Annotated in this window: 15 protein-coding genes and 1 pseudogene; 5 read left to right on the top strand and 11 right to left on the bottom strand. The window is 52.7% G+C overall.

What is annotated here, in order from left to right; translation table 11 throughout:
• Nucleotides 1-358: 358 nt before the first annotated feature.
• The 4 genes from ACFFK0_RS25415 to ACFFK0_RS25400 all read right to left on the bottom strand — a co-directional run bounded on the left by ACFFK0_RS25415 (nucleotide 359) and on the right by ACFFK0_RS25400 (nucleotide 4,735).
• On the bottom strand, nucleotides 359-835 hold the full coding sequence (locus ACFFK0_RS25415; protein ID WP_377473222.1) for a DMT family transporter: 477 nt from the start codon (nucleotides 833-835) through the stop codon (nucleotides 359-361).
• Between the two features lie 17 nt (nucleotides 836-852).
• Nucleotides 853-1,554 (bottom strand): Crp/Fnr family transcriptional regulator, encoded by a 702-nt coding sequence (locus ACFFK0_RS25410; RefSeq protein ID WP_377473220.1) that lies wholly within the window; start codon nucleotides 1,552-1,554, stop codon nucleotides 853-855.
• A gap of 24 nt (nucleotides 1,555-1,578) precedes the next feature.
• Nucleotides 1,579-2,004 carry a DMT family transporter gene (locus ACFFK0_RS25405; protein WP_377473218.1) on the bottom strand — a complete coding sequence of 142 codons (426 nt, stop codon included), beginning with the start codon at nucleotides 2,002-2,004 and terminating at the stop codon, nucleotides 1,579-1,581.
• Between the two features lie 136 nt (nucleotides 2,005-2,140).
• On the bottom strand, nucleotides 2,141-4,735 hold the full coding sequence (locus tag ACFFK0_RS25400) for an Ig-like domain-containing protein (protein WP_377473216.1): 2,595 nt from the start codon (nucleotides 4,733-4,735) through the stop codon (nucleotides 2,141-2,143).
• Between the two features lie 148 nt (nucleotides 4,736-4,883).
• On the opposite strand from ACFFK0_RS25400, the gene ACFFK0_RS25395 reads away from it, so the two are divergent.
• On the top strand, nucleotides 4,884-5,666 hold the full coding sequence (locus ACFFK0_RS25395; protein WP_377473214.1) for a helix-turn-helix domain-containing protein: 783 nt from the start codon (nucleotides 4,884-4,886) through the stop codon (nucleotides 5,664-5,666).
• A gap of 94 nt (nucleotides 5,667-5,760) precedes the next feature.
• Here the strand turns inward: ACFFK0_RS25395 and ACFFK0_RS25390 are convergent, their stop codons facing one another.
• On the bottom strand, nucleotides 5,761-6,228 hold the full coding sequence (locus tag ACFFK0_RS25390) for a DUF8821 family protein (RefSeq protein WP_377473212.1): 468 nt from the start codon (nucleotides 6,226-6,228) through the stop codon (nucleotides 5,761-5,763).
• A 566-nt stretch (nucleotides 6,229-6,794) separates the two neighbouring features.
• Between ACFFK0_RS25390 and ACFFK0_RS25385 the strand changes: the two genes are divergently transcribed.
• Nucleotides 6,795-8,240 (top strand): MFS transporter, encoded by a 1,446-nt coding sequence (locus ACFFK0_RS25385; RefSeq protein ID WP_377473210.1) that lies wholly within the window; start codon nucleotides 6,795-6,797, stop codon nucleotides 8,238-8,240.
• A 245-nt stretch (nucleotides 8,241-8,485) separates the two neighbouring features.
• Here ACFFK0_RS25385 and ACFFK0_RS25380 read toward each other — a convergent pair whose 3' ends face one another.
• Both ACFFK0_RS25380 and ACFFK0_RS25375 read right to left on the bottom strand, forming a co-directional pair.
• On the bottom strand, nucleotides 8,486-9,682 hold the full coding sequence (locus tag ACFFK0_RS25380; protein WP_377473208.1) for an MFS transporter: 1,197 nt from the start codon (nucleotides 9,680-9,682) through the stop codon (nucleotides 8,486-8,488).
• A gap of 65 nt (nucleotides 9,683-9,747) precedes the next feature.
• Nucleotides 9,748-10,323 (bottom strand): TetR/AcrR family transcriptional regulator, encoded by a 576-nt coding sequence (locus tag ACFFK0_RS25375; protein ID WP_377473206.1) that lies wholly within the window; start codon nucleotides 10,321-10,323, stop codon nucleotides 9,748-9,750.
• 233 nt (nucleotides 10,324-10,556) lie between these two features.
• Between ACFFK0_RS25375 and spoVB the strand changes: the two genes are divergently transcribed.
• Nucleotides 10,557-12,095, top strand: a complete 1,539-nt coding sequence (gene spoVB, locus ACFFK0_RS25370) for a stage V sporulation protein B (RefSeq protein WP_377473205.1) — start codon at nucleotides 10,557-10,559, stop codon at nucleotides 12,093-12,095.
• A 131-nt stretch (nucleotides 12,096-12,226) separates the two neighbouring features.
• Nucleotides 12,227-12,802, top strand: coding sequence for a DJ-1/PfpI family protein (locus ACFFK0_RS25365; protein WP_377473203.1), 576 nt, complete (start codon nucleotides 12,227-12,229; stop codon nucleotides 12,800-12,802).
• A 129-nt stretch (nucleotides 12,803-12,931) separates the two neighbouring features.
• Here ACFFK0_RS25365 and ACFFK0_RS25360 read toward each other — a convergent pair.
• Both ACFFK0_RS25360 and katG read right to left on the bottom strand, forming a co-directional pair.
• Nucleotides 12,932-13,139: pseudogene (locus ACFFK0_RS25360) on the bottom strand (MerR family transcriptional regulator); the annotation flags it as partial.
• A 257-nt stretch (nucleotides 13,140-13,396) separates the two neighbouring features.
• Nucleotides 13,397-15,580 carry a catalase/peroxidase HPI gene (gene katG, locus ACFFK0_RS25355; protein WP_377473201.1) on the bottom strand — a complete coding sequence of 728 codons (2,184 nt, stop codon included), beginning with the start codon at nucleotides 15,578-15,580 and terminating at the stop codon, nucleotides 13,397-13,399.
• Nucleotides 15,581-15,825: 245 nt separating this feature from the next.
• Here katG and ACFFK0_RS25350 point away from each other — a divergent pair, with 245 nt between their 5' ends.
• Nucleotides 15,826-16,020: a hypothetical protein gene (locus ACFFK0_RS25350; RefSeq protein ID WP_377473199.1), complete on the top strand. Its 195-nt coding sequence runs from the start codon at nucleotides 15,826-15,828 to the stop codon at nucleotides 16,018-16,020.
• A gap of 371 nt (nucleotides 16,021-16,391) precedes the next feature.
• Here the strand turns inward: ACFFK0_RS25350 and nasC are convergent, their stop codons facing one another.
• Nucleotides 16,392-18,527 (bottom strand): assimilatory nitrate reductase catalytic subunit NasC, encoded by a 2,136-nt coding sequence (gene nasC, locus ACFFK0_RS25345; protein ID WP_377473197.1) that lies wholly within the window; start codon nucleotides 18,525-18,527, stop codon nucleotides 16,392-16,394.
• Nucleotides 18,528-18,534: 7 nt separating this feature from the next.
• A complete protein-coding gene (gene nirB, locus ACFFK0_RS25340) occupies nucleotides 18,535-20,946 on the bottom strand; it encodes a nitrite reductase large subunit NirB (protein WP_377473195.1) in 2,412 nt (803 codons plus the stop codon).
• Nucleotides 20,947-20,971 lie beyond the last annotated feature (25 nt).

Genomic DNA, 20,971 nt, shown 5'->3' with positions numbered 1-20,971 from the left:
ATAGCATGATTTCCCTTTCCTAAATTAGCCATAATTGTCGCTTTATTAACTTATCTTGCTGAAATGATTCCCTCGACTTTTTTGCTCTGTTCAGTGTTCTGCATGATTGACTCTTTAACAGCAAAGGCCCCTTCCGCTTGGCGAAAGGAGTCTTTGCTGCAATCGTATTTATCTCTCCAATAAACGTCTGCTTATGCATATAGAGTTCCCCGATCAGGAGATTCTTTCCTCAGCGACATTTGGCAGCGTCCGCCTCAGAATTCGCCTCGAAACGATAATGGCTGTCAGGAGCAGCTCCAGCTTTCAGCTCAACCCAATTTGCTGTCCCATCTTTAAGCCGACATTTTGTTATTCCTGTTTAAGCACGTTCCCTCCGCATCAGGTCCGAACGATTTTTTCGCAAACCGCCGAACTTAAACAGCAATATCCCGCTTACGATCACAAGCACGCCGCCCAGCTGCTTCAGCGTAAAAGGAACGACTTCCAGTCCCATCCAGCCGAAGGAATCCCAAATAAGAGCGAAAAACAGCTGGGAGCACATCACAATCGATATGGTATAGGTCGGCCCGAGCTGTTTCATAGCGTTCACCATGCAAGCCACAACGCCAACCCCTACAATACCGCTAAACCAGAACCAAAGCTCCATATGCTCCAGGTGGAACAGCCGCTTTCCCTCAACCGCCAGTCCGATCAGGAAGGAGGCGAGGAATCCGAGGCCGAGCACCAGAGCGGTCGTAGGCCAAGAACCTGCCCGTTCGTGAACCCTGCTGTTAAATATGTTTTGCAGTCCGACCAGGGAGCCGGCCAGAAGCGCTAACCATAATCCTATCATCATCGGAGGATGCCCCTTTACTAGTATTCGTAGATATTCCGGATCGCCAGTTTGCTTAAACCATCCGGGTTTTTCACGACTACCCCACCCTTTACGCGTTCGAGTAGACCGTTGGAACAGAATTGCAGTACGATTCGATTGAAATGCCTGTAGCTGACCCCGATCAAATTCGCTACATCCTTAAGCTCCGCCGTACTAAGCAGCCCCGATACCGGGTTTTCGGACTCGTCGGAGGACACCGCCAGAAGATAGCTGGCCAGACGAACTTCTACGGGATACATCATATTAAGACTCAAGGAGCTGGATTTCATGTAAAATTTCTTCGTGATTACTTTCAGCAAAAATTGTAACAATGGCGCGTGTTCCCTCCCGTACTCTCTGAGGATCCGGAAGGGCGCGGCGATCATATGGACACTGCTAACCGCCTCCACCGTATTCAAGATGTCCGTCTCCTGTACGTATTCAATATCCCCGACAAGCTCAAGCGCAGTTTTAAAGGAGATCACCAGCATTTTTCCTTCGGGATTGGTCATGAATACCTTGAGCTTGCCTTTGACGAGAATATATAAACATTCCGGACTTTCGCCTTGGGAACAGATCAGTTCTCCGCGTTTATACGTGTACAATGACAGATGCGGCCTGATTTTTTCATGAAAAATGGATTCCAGCTCGTGATCCCGAAGGTAGGATTCCAATAATGTCTTATCCTTGATTTCTTTCATTGTTCACCACTCCCGCGGTTCCGCTTAAAAATTTAACAAGATGATACCGATCACCATGAGGGCAATCCCAATAAACTGCGGCAGGCGCATATGCTGCTTCTTTACACCGAACCAACCATTGATGTCAACAAGGAAAGTCAAGCTAAGTTGGGCGATCAATACGGCTGCGACGGTCAGCGTCACCCCCACGCGATGAATAGCGGATATGTTGCTCGATATAATGATTGCTGCTAAAGCTCCGCTTGTTAAATATACGGGGCTGACCTCTTTGAACGCTTGCCAGCTTTTCTTTTTCACAAACAATAGTATCAGTAACGCCGTCACAAAACCGGTAAACTGCGTCATCGTCGCCGCTTGCCAGGTGCCGATCCCTTCACTGATCCGGGAATTCGCCACCCCTTGCAGGGTAATAAAAAAGCCGGTCATCAACGCCAACAACAGTCCTTTCACCCTTCTTCTCCCCCAAGCCCTTATTGATATTCTATATTAAAAGGGATTTACAGGATGATGGGAAGGACATATGTCCTCAAACAAAACAAATGAAAAGCCCCGGCCGCTCCATATTGGATCAGCGAGGGCTTCAGCTTTAGTTGTGCATCGGTTCGAATCCATTCGTTAAGCTTACATTGGAAAACTTGGCATAGTTCAGCTGCTTGAGGTCGTTGGCAACATCATTGCTGTCGACGGCGAAGCCTGCGTAGATCTTCTTCTTCATCGGGATGGTCCGCTCGCCGATGGCGGTCCACGTTTGACCGTCCAAGGAACCGTAGGCATAGAAGGTGTCGCCCTTACGCCCCAGCTTAAGCCAATAGCCCTGTGCCACTCCGTTCAGCTTAAACGGTATGTCCGCCACGAGCTGAATGCCCGCCTTGGATGCACTGGCCGCACTGTCCAAAGTTTCCGTCATTTCGTCAAAGCTGCCGCCCTTGGCATCCCTTCCTGCAAGATAAGCGGACCAAGGGTACTCTTTGGATATTTTCACCCAGGATAGACCCAAGGCTGCTGCAGCACTTTTGTCCGTTAATTCATCACGAACCATCAGACCTGTGAAGGCATGGTTATCAGCGAAACCGATTTCATTCAGCCGCACGGTAAACTCCAGATCCCCGGACATCTCCCGATAGACAAAATGGAAGTCGTCCTTGGTGGCGTCCGCCTCTTTAGAACCTTCAATGGCGCCTTCTCGTTCTCCAAGCTTGCCGCTGCCTTTGACCGTAATCACACCGTCCGTTAAGCTTGCGGAGCCTTTAAGTTCCGGATTGCCGATGTCCGCCGATTTCCAGCCTTCTTTTGCTAATGATTTAGGTTCAGTGTTGACATGGATCGTGGCGGCAGTGGTTTGGGTAGCATTGCCCTCCGTATCGATGACCCTTGCAGAGATATAATGGGTAGCGTCTTGAAGACCTTGGATGGTATACACATATCGCCCGCCGCGAAGTTCGGCGTCACCCACATACTCCGAACCGTTGTAAACCTCTACTTTACTGATGTTGTGCCCAAACCTGGAGGAAGCTCTAATCTCTACCGGTACGGCTTTGCCCAAATCATATTGAGCGTTATTCGCAGGGGAAGTGAGCTTGGCCTCGGGATTTTCGGCGATATGCTCCATGTCGACCAATCCGTTTAAATAGAGCTCCAGCCAGGTGTAGCCGCTTTCCGTAATCGTCTTGTAGGCGTCGGGGTTTTCCCAGATCCCTTGCGCCTTCTCCCATTTGTCGGCCATTCCGTTCAGGTTCGTATCGAAATCGGCAGGCCGCTGCTCCTCGATCACCCCAAAGTCCGATACATATCCTCCAACCTCATGCTCAGTGTTGATGTACCGTCCCAGCCCCTGCTCAACTTCCGCAACGATTCTGGCATCGATAGCATCCCGTCGGGGATAGGTGGCTCCGGCCCGTGCGAGGATATCGGTCAACAGCTTATGATCTGCAGCCTTCACCCCGCTGCGCACATACTCGTCAAATCCTTGATTGGTTATTCCATGATTCATTCCCGTACTATCTGCAGAGAGATAGGGCTCCGTTCTATAAAAGGTTTGGTTATTTCCGCCGGTATCGCCGGAATTCTTAACGTATGGGGAGGAGCCGTCTAACAAGCCTGTTGCGGTATTGTTAATCCGGTTCCCGGTGATATAGAACCCCCCGAGCTTACCGGCCTCACCTGCATCTATGACCCTGCCGGCTACATGATCCCTTGTGCCCGGCCCTGCGATCCCCATGTTGTTCATGTAGTTGGTAAAGTTGAAGCCGCCGCCATAAACCGTGTTAAAGCCCCAATTGTAGATCACGTTATTCGAAAATTGCAGTACTGCGACATGCTGCGCATCGGCTTTACCGGCATAACCGCCGCCAAGTCTAGGGTTACGGGAGGTATGGCTCACATACAGATTATGGTGAAAGGTAGTTTTGTCCCCTCCTGCAATCCCGCCATAGCCATGACGGCCTTTCGAGTGCCCCGATAAGGTCAAGCTCTCCGACACGATGGACCATTGAATGGTGCCGTTCTCGCCCCGGTAGGTTGATAGGGTCTCGTCTGTGTTCCAGCTGAAGGAGGAGTGATCGATAATAAACTGTTTGTTATCCCTTCCCCACAGGGCGTCCATAGAATCGCTGCCGTTGAATACGTTTGTGGCCCCCGGTCGGAAAGACATATAGCGGATGATGATATTCTCGGAGTTGCTGATATTGGTATCCCACCCGGCTAGAGTAATTCCGTTACCCGGTGCGGTTTGTCCAGCAATAGTCAGATTCTTGATGCTGCTCAGTCGCAGGGAGTCCTTCAGCTCGATGGTGCCCGAGACGTGGAACACAATGGTACGTCCTTCCTTCGGAGTGGATGAGACCCCGTATCGGAGAGAGCCTTCGATGGGCTTCTCACCTGGTCCATAATCCAATAGGTTGGTTACGATGTATACACCACCGCCCCGGCCGCCGCTGGTATAAGCTCCGCCTCCTTCTGCGCCGGGAAAAGCCGGGATAGACGCCGCTGTAATGCGGCCTTCCTCTGCTTGTGCTGCCGCCGTGAAAACAGGTAAAATCAAGTTAACTGAAAGCGCTATCGAAATACTTGAGATGACAGCAATTCCTCTTTTCTTACGGGGACTCTTACGTTTCATTGGTTGCATCGTATAACAAGACCCTGCTTGACCTATAGCTGACCAACCAACTTCAGCCGCATGCAATCCTGTTACACTTCCTCCCTTCAATTTGGTGATGGAAGCCGCTTGCAACTATTATGTTACAGGACTTGCATGCTTAGTACCTGCCAGTAAAGATTAAATTTTGTGCCAACTATTGCAGATTCATTCGGACGAAAAGAGGGACTCTGTCGTGACAATCCGTTACCAGCACCGGAACCAGCCGTTTCATTCCTTCCTCTCAACCGACAATACCTATCCCCTTCATCTGCACAAAAATGTGGAGCTTGCCATGATTCTCTCCGGCCAAATCCGGATCACCGCTAACCAGCAGGATTTTGTGCTGACGGATGGCGACGTGGCTGTCATTTTTCCTAACCAACCGCACGGATACCGGACAGAGGAGCATAGCCGGATGATGCTGGCCTTGGTTGATCCCGCCTTTATCGGAGAATATGCTGCCGATCTGGTTAACTATGTGCCGGACCATCCCGTTGTCCCACAGAGCCAGGTCCCCCCTCACATCACAGAAATTTTTCACATATTACATAACCTGTATGTGGCTCATGGAGACAACCGTCTAATTAAGGCCTATACTTCCGTGGTGATGGGGAGCCTATTGCCGCTGTTATCTCTTAAGCGCAGAGAGTCCAACCCGGATCTGTCCATGATTCAGAAGCTCCTGGTTTATTTGGAAACTCACTTTCTGGAGCCTATTTCACTGGACACATTGTCCAAGGAGCTGGGGATCAGCAAATTTATGATCTCACGTATATTTTCCGAGCAGCTCCGCACCTCTTTTCGCGACTACGTAAATGGCCGCCGGGCCGCACTCGCTCAAGCGATGCTGCAATCCACGACCTATCCGGTCACCGATATTGCCTTCGATTGCGGCTTTAACAGCTTGCGTTCCTTTTACCGGGCGTTTAAGAAGGAGTACGGGGTTACCCCTAACGAGGTCCGTCGGAACGGATAATATCCATAGATCTTCCCGACATTCGGGCGCAAGCGGCATTGCAAACAAGTAAAAGCGACGGATCCGCTCCACCGCTGTAATGCCTTCGCTTGCTTTAATATTCGCCCTTTATCACAAAAAACGAGCCTCGAATGGTGCCGGCCAGCTTAGACTTCTGTCTTGCAAACTTAAACTTCTTCTCTTCCAATTCCTTAGGTACCTCCATCCCCTCGGAAAGCTTAAAGCCAACAGCCCGCTTCTTTGGGTCATCAATCGTATACATGACGTTGACCGCTAGACCATCCTCAAAGAAGACGAAGGCCCATTTGATATTTTCCACTTGAAAACGAGATGTTTCTAAAGGTTTTGCAGCGAATTCGATACCACGTTCTTCTTTCAAAATCCGATACACATAATCAATGGTATCCTGGCTTTCGCTAGCAGGCACAACAGTAAATTCATGCTTGTATTTGTTCATGAAGTAACGGGCTTCATTGGCACGTAAACCGGCAAGCGCATCTACGACAGGTGAAGACTCTAAACCGACCGTAGACACATTGTTAAAATCAACGATATAGGACATGTCCTTCCCTCCATGTATCTCTTTATTTCGTAACTACTGGAATCCATATTTCTCATACTTATTATTACCAAGGGACTGCTGCTAATTTCACCACCTCTTAAAGTATACGGTTCTTCGGACGTAACGCCCACGAGGAGAGAGGCAGGATTCGAAGATCGATCCAAAAATGGTGCAAATACGCCGTAATCTTCCGCGACAGCATGTGATGCGGCTGTGTCCGTCATAGTATAGAAAATCCCTGTGTGTACCAAGTGAACCCTACTCACGCTGCAAAATCACAAACTTAGAACGGCCACCGTTTGGTGTCGTTTTTGATTATAGGACACCTATTGGTGTCATGTCAATCATATTTTTAGAGGAAGTCCTTCTCAACCCGATTCGGTAACCGTAATTCTCCTCAAATCTTGTATGGGTTTGACATAATAAGAATCCTCATTTGGGGAACCTAATGTCGATGAATAAATTTGAATTACGAACATCGTATGGCCTAAAATAGACAAAACATGTCCAACCCATATCATGCCAAGGTTTATTCGTCTGACCGGGCCGCAAAGGAGTTTATCGTCTTGAGCCGTAACCCGCACGTTTCCTCTGCTGAACCTGTCCCTTCCAACAGATGGGTCGTTCTGGCCAATGTCTCGCTGGGGACCTTCATGGCCACGCTCGACGGCAGCATAGCGAATGTTGCACTGCCTACCATGTCCAGCGAGCTGCAAGCGCCGATCCATACGGTTCAATGGGTGCTGACAGCGTACCTGCTCACAATCTGCGCTACGCTGCCGATTATGGGGAAGATTTCCGATTTGATCGGAAGAAGCCGCGTTTATAATTACGGATTCATTGTGTTTGCGCTGGGCTCGGCCTTCTGCGGCTTATCCCAGACGCTGGGCGTCCTGATTGTTTCCAGAATCGTGCAGGCGATCGGCGCCTCGTGCCTTATGTCCAACAGCCAGGCCATCGTTGCCGATGTGTTTCCGGCGAAGGAGCGCGGACGGGCCATGGGCATCGTCGGTACGGTCGTCTCTTTGGGCTCGCTGACAGGCCCCGGTATCGGCGGGATATTGGTCGATCGCTTCGGCTGGCCCACCATCTTCTGGATCAACATCCCGATCGGCATTATCGCCTGTATCGCCGGATCGTTCCTGCTGCCGAAGGATCAAGTGCAGGAAAGGAGCAAAGGGTTTGATTTTGCCGGCTCCGCTTTGTTCATCGTCGGAATGGTATCGTTCCTGTACACCATATCCAATGGCAACGAATGGGGCTGGACCTCGCCGCTAACAATCGGAGTGCTTCTGGTTTCCTTCGTGATTCTGCTGTGCTTCTATCGCTGGGAGGTGAGGCTGAAGCAGCCGATGCTGGATTTCAGTCTTTATCGCATCCGTGCGTTTCGCATCGGCAATATGACTGCTCTATTGAGCTTCGTCGCCATGTTCTTCGTCAACGTCATGATGCCTTTCTATATGGAAAATGTACTGCATTTCACACCGGAGCACACCGGCTATACGATGATGATGTACCCGCTCACGATGGCGGTCGTCGCTCCCTTCTCCGGCTGGCTGTCGGATAAGATCGGACCGAATGCTCTGACGACGGCCGGGCTCGTATTGAACGCCATCGGCTTCGGCCTTCTAAGTACGTTGACCGTTCACGAAAGCGCTTGGGTGGTTGGCTTGCACCTCGCCATCTTCGGTCTGGGCAGCGGCTTGTTCCAATCGCCGAACAACGCCAGCGTGATGGGAGCCGCCCCGAAACCGAAGCTTGGGACAGCCGGAGGCCTGAATGCTTTGGTGCGCAATATCGGCATGGTGTTAGGCATCTCGGTATCCGTCTCCTTGTATACTACGCATCTGCATATGCTCGGCGGGGATGCCGCGGCGTCCGATCCGCTGCAAATGCTTGGTGCTCTCCATTTTGTATTCTGGGTAGCACTGTTCGTCTGCTTGCTGGCCTTGGCAGTCTCTTTGGGCCGATTCCGCCGGACGGAGGACAAGCGTTCGGCTTCGCATTCCTGAGCCTCGTTATACAAAAAAGCCATGCTTCCGGCGGCGGGTCACACGGCAAGGATGCATGGCTTTTGGGGCATCGTATATTACTTACATTCTTTGAACTATGGGTGAATTCAATGTGAATCTTCAGCGAGTGCGCCATTAAACATGAAAGAGCTGTCCCCCGAACAGACACATATTTGTTTCGGGGACAGCCTCTTAGAATAATATATCGTCAACGGAATAGGCATTGAAATAAACAACCCGGAAGGTTACCTTCTATACTCTGTCGCATAATATACCAAAGCGATGGCCGGTAAGACGATCCCGATCAGCAACGCCGCTTCCCAGCCCGCAGCCCCGTAAGCCCAGCCCCCTGCCGCCGAGCCGACAGCTCCCCCGACAAAGAAGATGGCCATATACAAGCCGTTAAGCCGGCTGCGTATTTCCGCCCCCAATGAGAAGATTACCCGCTGCCCGAGCACCAGATTGGCGGACACGCCCATATCGAGTAAAATGGCCGCAGCAACGAGGAGGGATAACGAGAATGCGGAGCCTAACGGAACCAGCAAGGGAAGCAGTCCGGATATGATGACGATGGCGAGTGCCCAGCCTGTCGCCGAGCGAACCCAACCACGATCCGCCATTCGGCCCGCCACCGGCGCCGCAATTGCCCCCACTACCCCGATTAAGGCAAAGAGAGCGACCTCCTTCTGGGTAAAATGAAACGCCGGACCTGTGAGTACCAACGGAACCGTTGTCCAGAACAAACTGAATGTACCGAAAACACATGCATGATAAATCGCCCTTCGCCGCAAAGACGGCGTCGTCTTCAGCAGATGCAGCATGGAATGCAGCAGCGCCGGGTAAGCTGTTGCTGTCGATGGCCGCCTTGCGGGCAGCGCCTTTGCCAATACAACAGCCAGTATAAAAATCAATGCCGCGGAGATAAAATATACGGCGTGCCAGCCCAAATATTCCGCCACCAGGCTTGAAATGGGACGAGCGAGCATAATCCCCAGCAGCAGCCCGCTCATTACGCTGCCCACATTGCGGCCGCGCACGGCTTCAGGCGAAAGATGAGCCGCATATGGCACAAGGCTTTGTGCTGCAACGGAACCTACCCCGATAACAAGCGAGGCGCTAAGGAACAGAGCGGCGCTTTTGACCATTGCGGCAATAGTCAAAACGACGGCAGTGATGAGCAATAACGAAACGATCAGCTTGCGATTTTCAAAGATGTCTCCTAGAGGTACGATAAATAACAAGCCGATCCCGTAACCGACTTGGGCCAGCGTAACGATAAGCGCTGCTGTCCCGGAGGAGAGCCCTAAGCTCGAACCGATCGGACCTACAAGCGGCTGGGCATAATAAAGATTTGCCGCGATGATGCCGCATGCGGCTGCAAGGATAAAAATCAGCGATGCCGAAACCGATTTCTCTGCGCTTGGAATTGAAGCGGATTGCATACAAAACACTCCTCGGTGAATAGGTTTTATTGGAACGATCGTTCCGGTATGTGCGTGAAAATGCATTATAGCATTTCCATCACCAAATCTATCATCTGCTGTATCTTGCTGCGGTTACCCTGCACCTTTGCAACGATGTTGATGCTATGATTCAGGTTTAAGAGCAAATGCGCCAACGACTTGATATCTTTCTCCGGGGAGATTTCCGCCGACTCCTGCCCTTTGCGCAGCAGCTCGTAGAACGATTTCTCCAACTCGTCAAACCGCTCCCTGATCAGCGTATTCAGCTGCTCATCCGGCGAGTCCATGCCAACTGCAGCATTGGTTATCAAACAGCCCCCCGGTGATTCGCTGTCTAAAGCGGAATCGATTTGCAGCTCGAAGTACTGCCGGATTCCCGATTTGGCGGAAGTCGCATGGACGAGGACGTCCCTTTTGGCTTGTCTCCATTTCTTGTACTGGTTGATTGCCTCGATATAAAGCGTTTGTTTGTCTCCGAACGTTTCGTACAGACTGGATCTGCTTAACTCCATGGCTTCCAACAATTCGGGAATGCTTGCCGCTTCGTAGCCTTTCTTCCAAAAAACAAGCATCGCTTTATGAAGCACCGCTTCTTTGTCAAACTCTTTATGCCGTCCCATTGCGCTCCCTCCCCCGTTTCGATAGTTACAGTATATAATTTCAGGAATGATTAGTCCAGTATATTTCGGAACGACTAGTTCAATATTTTTTGTTGGCAACCCTCTTCTGCTTACCCCTCATGTTGTTGAGGCGAAATTGGATAACTTCCGGTAGACGTGTGGCTTGTTCTCATGTTTTTCCGAAAGGTGAAATACAATGATAGTATTTGATCTACAGGAGGACATGATGCCCAATGCCGCAACCTTCGCAAGCGTTCATTAGAGGAACGGTCTTCTTGTCCGTCGCCGCGTTTATCAACCGCATACTAGGCTTCATCAGCGGAATGTTCGTAGCCAGGGTGCTGGGTGCGGAAGGAATCGGCTTGTTGATGATGGCGCATCCCCTGGTTCCGTTAGTCATCACGATTACGGAGCTGGGACTGCCGGTCGCGATCTCCAAGCTGGTCGCTGAGGCCGATGCCCGGGGAGACCGGGTCAAGATAAGAAGAATCCTGCACGTCTCTCTGTTCGTTACGGGCTTCCTGAGTGTCACACTGACGACCTTCTCCCTGCTCGGCTCGGAATGGATCGCCTCCGTCCTGCTCAGCGACGAGCGCGCGTATTACGCCATGCTTGCGATCACGCCGATTGCGCCTATCGTTGCCGTATCGGCGGTGCTGAAGGGATACTTCCGCGGGAAGCAGCGGATGCACGCCATCGCCGCCTCCGATGTTTTGGAGAACACCGTACAGATCGCATGTGTGCTGGCCTTGGTGCACGTACTGCTGCCCTACGGCGTTGCCTATGCGGCTGCAGGCGCTATGGCCGCATCGGTGGTGAGCGAGAGCTTCAGTCTGCTGTTTCTGCTTGCCAGCTACAAGCTGCACGGGGAGGTGAAACTGCCGGGAGAGACTTGGGCCGCCCATCTTCGGAAGGGCCGATCGACCCTCTTCGAGCTGCTTCGGATAGGCTTGCCGACTACCGGTAATGGTGTGGTTCATTCCCTCTATGGCGCCTTTCAGCCGCTGCTTATTACGACCAGCCTTGCCGCTGCGGGCATAGGCACGGACATGGCTACCAAACAGTTCGGCATGATCGCCGGATATGCCTTCCCGCTTCTCTTCATGCCCAGCTTCATCACCCAGTCCCTGTCCACCGCCCTCATTCCGGCCATCAGTGAAGCAGCAGCGAATAAGAACAGCCTGTTAATGCACGAAAGAATGGAGCAAGCTTTGCGCTTAGGCCTTATCATCGGGGCGCCGGCCACCGTCATCCTGTACGTTTGGGCCGCACCGCTCACCACCATTATCTATGACGCGCCGGAAGCCGGCCTGCTGCTGAAGATCCTGGCGCCCATGTTTTTCCTTCATTATTTCGATGCGCCGCTGCATGCCATACTGCTAGGGCTCGGCCGTGCGAATGCCACCCTTTGGAACTATGTTATTGCCACAGCGTTCAAGGTTGCAGCAATCTACATACTAGGCAGCCATTTCGGCATTGTTGGAATCGCTTTTGCGCTGGGCCTCAGTATTGTGCTGATCGCGCTGCTCAACTTCTACTCGATCTCCGGCAGCATCGGGTTTTACTGGGACATCCGCCCCTATGTGACTGTTTTTTTCGCCATGATTGTGATGGTTTTTTGCGGGCAAGGGGCGATCCGGTACTTCGATGGTTTGAGCCTTTCCATGCTGTGGAAAACCGTCGGTTCCATCGGCTTCTCGATGCTGGCCTACTTCGCCGCCCTGTCCTTGACTAAAGCCTGGAGCCGGAAGAGCAGAAAAATTTATACATGAAATGACAGTTCAAAAGTACGATTCTCAAAGAGCATTTTGTATGGTAACATTTTCCTGGCAGTTACTGCTCACATCTTGAAACGGAACGGATTTTTTGCATTCGGCACACACTTTATTGGGAGAGTGATTACATGTCGAAGAAAATTCTCTTGGTGACCGGCGACGCAGCAGAGGTATTGGAGGTATACTACCCTTACTTCCGGATTCAAGAGGAAGGGTACGAAGCGGTTATCGCCGCTCCATCCAAGAAAACGCTTCACACCGTCGTCCATGATTTCGTGGAAGGCTGGGAGACGTACACCGAAAAGCCTGCCCATCTGCTTCAAGCGCATATTGCATTCGCGGATGTGGAACCATCGGAATACGCCGGCGTCGTCATCCCTGGCGGGCGCGCGCCGGAATATATTCGCTCGAATGAGCATCTGCCGCGGATACTTCGTCATTTCCTTGAGGAAAATAAGCCAGTCGGCGCCATCTGCCATGCAGTGCAAGTATTCGCCTCGCTGCAGGATACGGCCTACTTCGAGGGACGAACGATGGCTGCCTACAACGCTTGCCGCCTCGACGTCGAACGCTTGGGCGCCCGATACGCGGAAGGCACGCTGCATGTCGATGGACAACTCGTATCCGGCCATGCGTGGCCTGATTTGCCGGGCTTCATGCGGGAGTTCCTGCGGCTTGTGAATGCTACCCATACCGCTCAATAAGATTAATTATTGGTTACCTTTAACGGGTAACCATTTTTTTATTTCGGTAGTGAGGGCCCGCCTCTTTCGCGGAACGGGTTAAGGCTATCGCACAGCAAGCAGCAGCCGATCCGCAAGCCGGCGAGAGTCCGATTTGATCTCCTCCAGCGATAAGCCCAGCTCCTTTAACGACAAAATTCGCTGCAATCTCGATTGGTCGGCTTCGTTATACTGCCTGTGCCCCGAATCGGAATGCGTCGATGGCGAGCCACAGGCCGATCTGATCGTAAACTCTCAATGTCCGTATCGTGAGTCCCGTAAGCTTAGCAAGTTCTCCCGCCTTCCAAAGCCGCTTCATAATCATCTCCTAATAAGTTGCGCATCTGTTTACCGGTAACTTTAGTATAAAACATGACGTTACGTGTTCCCCATTCCTGCACAAAAAAACATCACCAAAGCAGGCGATGTTTCGTCGTCTTATCGGGAGTTCATTAGCTTTCCTGACTCTCACTTTCAGTCGAATATCAGATCGGAATCATTCGAAAACAAAGAGCAGTATCGAAATAACAAACACTGCTCTTTGCTTTGCCATATTCAGATGAGCTGGTTCAGCGGTTATCTAAGGTCGAACCGGTCTGCATTCATGACCTTGACCCATGCAGCAATAAAGTCACGCACAAACTTCTCTTGGTTATCGTCCTGAGCATAAACCTCAGCAATAGCGCGCAGAACGGAGTTTGAACCGAACACGAGGTCAACCGTAGTCGCCGTACGCACGACTTCACCTGTCTTGCGGTCGCGTCCTTCGAATACGCCTCCTTCTGCTGGCTTCCACTGGATGCCCATATCCAGCACGTTCACAAAGAAGTCGTTCGTTAGCATGCCTGCACGATCGGTGAATACGCCGTGTGATGTACCGCCGAAGTTTGTGCCCAGAACACGCATGCCGCCGACAAGTACGGTCATTTCAGGTGCAGTAAGGTTGAGCAGCTGTGCTTTGTCTACGAGGAGCTCTGCGGAACTTACGCTGTACTGCTTCTTCTGATAGTTGCGGAAACCGTCGGCGACCGGCTCCAGAACGGCAAAGCTGTCCACATCGGTTTGCTCTTGGCTTGCATCGCCGCGACCGGGAGCGAAAGGAACGGTTACATCAAAGCCTGCATCTCGTGCAGCTTTCTCTACTGCGGCGCTGCCGCCTAGTACAATCAAATCGGCCATGCTGACTTTTTTCTCCAAGCCAGCTTGAATCGATTCGAGTGTCGCAAGTACTTTGGAAAGCTGCTGCGGTTCGTTCACTTCCCAGTCCTTCTGCGGAGCAAGACGGATGCGGGCGCCGTTCGCGCCGCCGCGCATGTCGGAGCCGCGGAAGGTGCTGGCGGAAGCCCAAGCCGTTGTGACCAGCTCGCTGACGGTAAGACCGGACTCCAGAAGCTTTGCTTTCAGCTCTGCCACTTCTGTATCCGTTAATTCATAATCGACAGCTGGAACAGGATCTTGCCAGATCAGCACTTCTTCAGGAACTTCCGGGCCCAGATATCTTGCGCGAGGTCCCATGTCGCGGTGTGTGAGTTTGAACCACGCGCGAGCGAACGCATCTGCAAACTGATCCGGATTCTCATAGAATCGGCGGGAGATCTTCTCGTACTCCGGGTCGACACGCAATGCCATATCCGCGGTGGTCATCATTGTCGGCACGCGTACGGACGAATCCTCCGCGTCCGGCGCAAGATGCTCCTTCGCAGGGTTGACAGGGGCCCATTGATGCGCGCCTGCCGGACTCTTCGTCAGCTCCCATTCATATCCGAACAGCATTTCAAAATAACCGTTATCCCACTGCGTCGGATTCGCCGTCCAAGCGCCTTCAATACCGCTGGTGATGGTGTCGCGGCCTTTGCCGGAGCCATGCGTGCTCAGCCAGCCTAAACCTTGCGCTTCAACGGGAGCGGCTTCCGGCTCCGGACCGACAAGCGACGCATCGCCCGCCCCGTGCGCTTTGCCAAACGTATGTCCGCCGGCCACGAGTGCAACGGTTTCTTCGTCGTTCATGCCCATCCGTTTGAACGTTTCGCGGATGTCGCGGGCGCTGGCGAGCGGATCAGGCTTGCCGTTCGGACCTTCCGGGTTCACATAAATGAGACCCATCTGAACGGCGGCAAGCGGATTTTCCAGGTCGCGATCGCCGGTATAACGGGTATCCCCCAGCCATTCCTTCTCAGCACCCCAGTAAATGTCTTCTTCCGGATGCCACACATCCGCGCGACCGCCGCCAAATCCAAATGTCTTGCCGCCCATGGATTCAATAGCGACATTGCCGGTTAGAACGAACAAATCGGCCCATGAGATCTTGTTTCCATACTTTTGTTTAATCGGCCAAAGCAGCCGGCGGGCTTTATCGAGGTTGCCGTTGTCGGGCCAGCTGTTTAAGGGCGCAAACCGCTGTGTGCCGGTTCCGGCGCCTCCGCGTCCGTCTCCGGTACGATATGTACCAGCAGAGTGCCAAGCCATCCGGATAAAAAACGGGCCGTAATGACCATAGTCAGCCGGCCACCAATCTTGGCTGTTTGTCATAAGCTCGCGAAGGTCTTGCTTCAGAGCTTCGTAGTCTAGCTTGTTGAACTCCTCGGCGTAATTGAAATCTTCCCCCATTGGGTTCGATTTGCGGTCATGCTGATGCAAAATGTTCAAGTTCATCTGGTTAGGCCACCAGTCTTTATTCGTCGTGACTGTTGGTTTGTGACTTGTAGCGCTTCCATGCATGAATGGACATTTACCGCCGTTTGTAGAAGACATAGATTCCATGAGTACCTCTCCTCATCGATTTAAATTTAATACTTAATAATAATTACTATAAATAAGTATATAATACTATTTGGACCGGAAATCAACTATTTTATTTTTCAATGCATCGGTTAAGCTGTTCGGGGGAGAAGGTTATGTCTTTATTCCGGCGGTAATGGAGTCGACGACATCAAGTCATATAGAATTATTCGCTGTTCTGTAGTAGACTCACCATATCAGCATTTTACTTGGGGAGGCCTTTCCATTTGCGCAAATTTAATTTTTCCCGTCCTTTACTCATTCTTGCAGCAGCTTTTCTTGGTAACTCCTTAGGGAAATCAATCAGTCTGATGCTGGGGGCATCGATTGAAGTCGCCGACCAGATTGCCGTATTTACGATGGTGCTTGCGGCGCTCCTGGTTTATCTCAGGATGAACAGGAATCGAAACAACAAGAAGTAGTCCTACTGTTACACATATTCCAAACTGTCGGACTTAGAATGGCTGCGCAGAGAGAGATGATTTCGTGGGCACTCGTTATCAGTAATCATGCTCCGACTCAGCACCGTTTAAGCCAGGACGGCGAGCACAAAGCTTCGTAGTATTCGCGGACCGTGATAGAATTAGACAAGTGTTCGGGATGTATGGAGTGTTTGGAAACCGCTTACTGAGGTTTTTTGATAAGGAAAGAGCATGTCAAGGGGCTGTACCAAAGGCAGACGCCATCTACGGTAATCAGCCCCTCTCTTTTGAAATTCGTCGATCAATGAAATTTATTACGTTCCCCAAGCAACTATTCTTTAATTATGCTGCTTCCGGAGGGTCTTATGCTCTCAATAAAACTCGGATACAAATGGACTAACGTTCACCGCGCACACTTTAAAGCCCGGCATTTTGCAGGTCGGATCCAGAGCGTCGAGAGTCAGCTTATTCACGTTTTGGGTGTCGCCCCAGTGCATCGGTACGAAGACGGTGTCTTCGCGAATGTCGGCGTTGTACCTGCAGCGCACGTACACAACGCCCCGTCTCGACTCCAGCTTCACAAGGGCTTCCTCATCGAGACGGTACTTCTTGGCTGTTTTCGGGTGCACCTCTACGAACGATTCTACGTCGCGGGCCGCCAACGAATGGCTTTTTCTCGTCTGCACGCCGGTTAAGTAGTGGGTCAAAATGCGGCCGGTCGTTAAATATAACGGATACTCCGGACTTGCCTGCTCCTTCGGCAGATGATTGTCCACGGGAGTCAGCAGCGCCTTGCCTTCAGGCAGCGGAAACGATGTTTCAAACAGGCGCTTCTGCCCGGGATGATCGGGCTCCGGACACGGCCAATAGACGCCTTCTTCCTTCCGCAAGCGCTCATAGGTAATGCCGTAGTAATCGGCAACTCCACCCCGGCTTGCCAAGCGAAGCTCGTTAAAGATGTCTTCGGCACTCGAAAACGCAAAGTAAGCTCCCCTGCCCAGTCTATCCGCCAATTCGCATAAAATTTCCCAATCAGGCTTCGCTTCGCCGGCTGCGGGGCGGGCGGCTTCCCTTAGCAGCACCCGGCCTTCGAGATTGGTTAGCGTTCCCGTATTCTCGAGGTAAGCCGACGCCGGCAAAATCAGATCCGCCAGCTGAGCGGTCTCCGACATCAAGAAGTCGGCAACGACGAGAAATTCGAGCTTCTCCAGTGCTTCCTGCACCAGGTTTGCATTCGGGTTGGAAATGAGCGGATTGGAAGCCATCACGAACAAGGATCGAATCTCCTGCTCGTGAACCTTCACCAGCATTTCGTACGCGGAAACCCCTTTGCCCGGAAGCTCATCCGGATCGATTCCCCACACACCGGCGACATAGGCCCGATCCTCGGGATTTTCGATCAGACGGTAGCCCGGAAGCTGATCGGCTTTCTGACCGTGCTCCCTGCCTCCCTGTCCGTTGCCTTGGCCGGTAACGGCCCCGTAGCCGCAGCCCGGCCTGCCGATCTTGCCGGTTAATAACGCCAAATTGATGAAGTTGCGGACCGACATGTGGCCGTCCGTCTGCTGCTCCACGCCGCGTGCCGTGAACACCATGCCCGTCGGCGCTTTGCCGTAGGCTGCAGCCGCTTGACGGATCGTCTCGGCGGATACGCCGGTCAGTTCGGCAATCTCCGTCAAGTCGAGCCCTTCCAGATGCGACTTCAATTCGGCGAAGCCTTTCGTCCGCTGCTGTACGAAATCCCGATCGACCAAGTCCTCCTCCAGCAGCACCTTAAGAAGCCCGTTAACGAGCGTTGCATCCATGCCCGGCTTCACACGCAGATGCAAATCCGCGATCCGGGTCGTACCGGTTTCTCTAGGGTCGATTGCAATGATATAGGCTCCGTTTTCCTTCGCTCTTGTAAAATAAGGCATCAGCGTAGGCTGGCACTCTGCGATATTCGTACCTGCCAGTACGATGCAGCGTGCTTGCTCGATGTCCGACAGCTGGTTCGTCAGCCCGCGATCGATGCCGAGCGCCTTGACCCCCGCTGAAGCCGCAGCAGACATGCAAAATCTGCCGTTGTAATCGATATACTTGGTCCGCAGCGCAACCCGTGCAAACTTGCCCAGTACATAGGCGGATTCATTCGTCAGCGAGCCTCCGCCGTAAAGAGCGATCGCATCGCTGCCGTATTGGCTGCGAATGTCATTGAATTTGTGGATGATAAGCTCATAAGCTTCTTCCCACGAAATGCGGACAAACGTTCCGTCCTTCTTCAGCATCGGGTGCAGGATCCGTTCGCCGGTCAGCACATGCTGATAGGCATTCATCCCTTTGATGCAGAGGCGCCCTTCCGAGGCGAGATTCGGCTTCGGTATGACGGAATAGGTCGGGCTTTGCGCTCCATCTACTTTATGTTCGATGATTTGCATCTTGCACTGCACGCTGCAGAACGGACACTGTGTGTCCATGACAAGCTCCGAAGCCGGTTCCGACCGCAGTTGCTCCATTAATCGACTCATAGCTCATTCACCTTGTCAAAGCAGCTTCTTGCTGCGAGATGGGTTGCTTTTGCCCGAATATTTGCTTATTTACCTGCTGTTCCCGATGCATTCTCCGCGTCAGCTCCGAACGGAACGGACTATGGAACAGCGCTTCCCGCAGCTGCGTAATCCCGATGCGTTCCACCCATTGACCCGTCGTCTCGCCGTATCTGGCTACTTCGCGGTACCACTGCAGGAAGGCCGCTGTCATTTCGAACGCCTTATCGTCCGAGGGCTCCGTGCACAGCAGCTCCCCTTGCCGAAGCTTCATCGTGCCGCTGCCGCCAACATAGATTTCCCAGCCGCCAGGCGCGCCAACGATGCCGACATCCTTGGCAAGCGTTCCGGCCCGGTGCAGCGGGCTTGCCGATACTGCAACGCTAACATCGGCCGGCATGGGAAGACACTCCAGTCTCCGTTCGAGCTTCGCGCCAAACGACACGGAGTCCCGTATTGCGCCCCGATCATAGTCCAAGCCATCGCAAGTGACGACAGTACCGATCGTTTTGCCGTATGCCCGGTCCGTAATCCTGGCCGTTTCGGCTGTCCTCTTCTGGCCGAGATCGGCGATCAGTCCGTCCGCAAGCTTCGGATTAACGCCTAACAAATCCAGCTGGCCATGGATAGAGAGCTTTGCCATCGGAATGCTGTATTTATCGATCAGATCCGCAATTTGCCGCAGCTGTCCGGCGCTCGTCATTCCGCCATACATGCGGGGAGCAACGGCGTACGAGCCGTCGGCAAGAAGACGCGCCGATCCGGCCGGAGGAGCATCTTCCGCAGAGTCTGCCGCAAGCAGCTTCAAGCTCCGCGCCTGGCCGGCATAATAGTGCAAGGCCGGGCGGCATATCTCGCAGCCCTGCGCATTGGCCCAGCCCAAAGCGCGCATAGCTTCGTCCGGAGCAGCGTATTCGCCAGTGCGAACGGCGTCGCGAAGCTCTTCGTGGCTGAACGGCGTGCAGCCGCATACCGTTTCTTTCGGCGCCGACAACGAGTCCTTGCTCTGCAGCGCCAGCTGCAGCACCGCCTTGACTAACGGCTTGCAGCCGCCGCACGTGCTTGATGCGCGCGTACAAGCACGAACGTCTTCGACGGTTTCGCAAGAGCCCGTCATGACCGCATCCATTATCGCGCTTTTCGTCACTCCGTTGCAGGAGCACACGGTCGCATTCGGTGAAAGCGAGGCGGCATAGGCGTCGTCCGTACCTCCGGCGGCAGCTTTATTTTTCAGCACGGAAACGTCATCCTGCCGCTTAATATGACCGAGCAGTTCATTGCCTTCGCTGCTGTCGCCGTACAAGACCGCACCGACGATTTTGTTATCGCGAACGCCGACTTTCTTATACGTATTCGAGATCCCGTCGTAAACTTGTAGTGAGGTTGTGAGCTCCGAATCGCGAATTTCCCCCGCCGAAAATACTTCTACACCCGACACCTTCAGTTGAGAATACAATATCGAGCCCGGATACCCTTCCGTTTCGATGCCGCAAATTTTGTTCGCCAGCACTTTGCCTTGTTCGTATAACGGAGCCACGAGTCCGTACACCATACCGCGGTGCTCCGCGCATTCGCCGACGGCATACACGCCGGGCACATTCGTCTCCATATAATCGTTCACGACGATGGCGCGGTTCGTTTCGATGCCGCTATCCTTGGCAAGCTGGATATTCGGGCGGACGCCGACGGCGATCACAATAAGATCGGCCTCTATTTTACTGCCGTCCTTGAACTGGAGCCCTTGCGCCCGCTTCTTGCCGATAATTTTCTCGGTCTGCTTCTCGAGGAGAAAGCGCATGCCCTGGCGCTCCAAATCTTTGCGCAGCATGCTTGCTGCCGTAGGGTCCAGCTGGCGCTCCATCAAATGATTGAAGATATGCACCACATGAACTTCCATCCCCAGATTGAGAAGTCCCCGCGCCGCTTCCAAGCCGAGAAGTCCGCCGCCGATGACGACTGCTTTCTTATACGATTTGGAAGCTTCGAGCATCGTGTTGCAATCCTTGATATCTCGGAATGCCGTAACCCCAGGCAAATCGGCGCCCGGCAGCGGAAGCATGAACGGCAGCGAGCCTGTTGCGAGGATCAGCTGGTCATAATCGACAGAAATCCCTCTCTGGCTGGTAACCTTCCGCTTCGCTGTATCCATAAGGACAACCGGGTCCCCGGCGTGAAGGGTAATGTTATGCTCCTGATACCACTGCCAGTCATTAATTGTAATGTCTTTCAGCGCCGTATCGCCCTGCAGGACTTTGGACAGCAGGATCCGGTTATAATTCGGATGCGGCTCGGCGCCAAAAATCGTGATGTCGAATCGATCCGGAGCAAGCGCGATTATTTCTTCCACACAGCGAACTCCGGCCATGCCGTTACCGATGACGACAAGCTTATGTTTATTCATACCGGTCCTCCACTCCCCTTTCGTT

This window comes from Paenibacillus chartarius (assembly GCF_042432825.1).
Lineage (GTDB): Bacteria > Bacillota > Bacilli > Paenibacillales > NBRC-103111 > Gordoniibacillus > Gordoniibacillus chartarius.
The sequence above is the reverse complement of the archived record's forward strand: the minus strand, read 5'-3'. Positions and strand labels throughout refer to the sequence as shown.

What these genes read in the sequence shown, in the direction of transcription:
- ACFFK0_RS25415 (WP_377473222.1), bottom strand. Translation starts at nt 835, where the DNA reads ATGATGATAGGATTATGGTTAGCGCTTCTGGCCGGCTCCCTGGTCGGA.
- ACFFK0_RS25410 (WP_377473220.1), bottom strand. Translation starts at nt 1,554, where the DNA reads ATGAAAGAAATCAAGGATAAGACATTATTGGAATCCTACCTTCGGGAT.
- ACFFK0_RS25390 (WP_377473212.1), bottom strand. Translation starts at nt 6,228, where the DNA reads ATGTCCTATATCGTTGATTTTAACAATGTGTCTACGGTCGGTTTAGAG.
- ACFFK0_RS25380 (WP_377473208.1), bottom strand. Translation starts at nt 9,682, where the DNA reads ATGCAATCCGCTTCAATTCCAAGCGCAGAGAAATCGGTTTCGGCATCG.
- ACFFK0_RS25375 (WP_377473206.1), bottom strand. Translation starts at nt 10,323, where the DNA reads ATGGGACGGCATAAAGAGTTTGACAAAGAAGCGGTGCTTCATAAAGCG.
- spoVB (WP_377473205.1), top strand. Translation starts at nt 10,557, where the DNA reads ATGCCGCAACCTTCGCAAGCGTTCATTAGAGGAACGGTCTTCTTGTCC.
- ACFFK0_RS25365 (WP_377473203.1), top strand. Translation starts at nt 12,227, where the DNA reads ATGTCGAAGAAAATTCTCTTGGTGACCGGCGACGCAGCAGAGGTATTG.
- katG (WP_377473201.1), bottom strand. Translation starts at nt 15,580, where the DNA reads ATGGAATCTATGTCTTCTACAAACGGCGGTAAATGTCCATTCATGCAT.
- nasC (WP_377473197.1), bottom strand. Translation starts at nt 18,527, where the DNA reads ATGAGTCGATTAATGGAGCAACTGCGGTCGGAACCGGCTTCGGAGCTT.
- nirB (WP_377473195.1), bottom strand. Translation starts at nt 20,946, where the DNA reads ATGAATAAACATAAGCTTGTCGTCATCGGTAACGGCATGGCCGGAGTT.